1 protein-coding gene is annotated in these 1141 nt (G+C 52.1%); it reads right to left on the bottom strand.

The features are described 5' to 3' along the window. Positions 1–205: 205 nt before the first annotated feature. Positions 206–919 (bottom strand): SDR family oxidoreductase, encoded by a 714-nt coding sequence (locus ABD851_RS14415; protein ID WP_344980499.1) that lies wholly within the window; start codon positions 917–919, stop codon positions 206–208. Positions 920–1141: the final 222 nt, after the last annotated feature.

Genomic DNA, 1141 nt, shown 5'->3' on the forward strand with positions numbered 1-1141 from the left:
TCTGATTTCCAGTTCAGAAGTCTAAGGTCTAAAGTTCATTTGCCCGGAAGAAAACCTTAGACCTTAGACTTTAAACCTTAAACTTAAAATGCCTTTCACCCTTTACCTTTCACCTCTCACCTTTTACCCTTCGCCTTTTACCCTTCGCCTTTCACCTTTAGCCCTTCACCTCTATCTCCCCCTTCAGGGGGGTGGGGGGGGGGGGTTAATAATCCTGTGACAGGGGATGAATCATCAGCTCGTCTATCACCACATGCTCGGGCTGGGTCATGATATAGCGGATGGTCGCCGACATATTACGGGCCGTCAGCCAGTCTTTTTTCTCCGGGGCATGCGGATCCGGGTGAAAGGCCGTATCCACCAACCCGGAGTATACTACCGATACCTTGATCCCGTCACGCCGTACTTCCTTGCGCAGGGCCGCCGAGAAGGCATCCTGGGCAAATTTTGAGGAGCAGTACAGCGCTCCGCCGTCGAACACCCGTTTGGCCACATCCGAAGCAATGTTGATGATATGACCGCCGCCGGCCTTTTTCATCGGTCCCAGCGCGGCCTTACAGAACAGGAAGGTCCCTTTGACATTGGTATCATACAGATCGCCCCAGCTGTCGGCCGTATAGCTTTCCGTCGGCCCGAAGATGCCGTAGCCCGCATTGTTGATCAGAAAATCGATCCCCCCGAACTTTGCTACGGTGGCTTCTACGGCCTGGATGGCCAGCTCTTCGTCGGCCACGCTGCCGGTAAAGATAATCACCTTTGCCCCGGCCTTTTCTGCAGCCTGCTGCACTTCGGTCAGCTCCTGTTCGCTGCGGGCCACCAATCCCAGATTTACGCCCTGGGCCGCCAGGTCTTCTGCCAGCTGTCGGCCGATCCCTTTCGAGGCGCCCGTGATCAATACGGTCTTGCCTTGTAATTCCATGTTTCTTAGTTTGAAGTTTCTGGTTTCTGATTTATCTCGTCCACAATGATTTTAAAGGTCTCGATGAAACGAAGTTCGGCAACGCCATTTAAAAATAATTCGATCCCGTTGCCAATGCTTCGCCTTTCCGGTTTGAGGCTTCTGGTTTCTGATTTCCAGTTCAGAAGTCTAAGGTCTAAAGTTCATTTGCCCGGAAGAAAACCTTAGACCTTAGACTTTAAA

It is taken from the genome of Compostibacter hankyongensis (genome assembly GCF_039541075.1).
GTDB lineage: Bacteria > Bacteroidota > Bacteroidia > Chitinophagales > Chitinophagaceae > Compostibacter > Compostibacter hankyongensis.

Excerpts from the sequence above, each read along its gene's own strand:
- ABD851_RS14415 (WP_344980499.1), bottom strand. The coding sequence starts at position 919 with ATGGAATTACAAGGCAAGACCGTATTGATCACGGGCGCCTCGAAAGGG.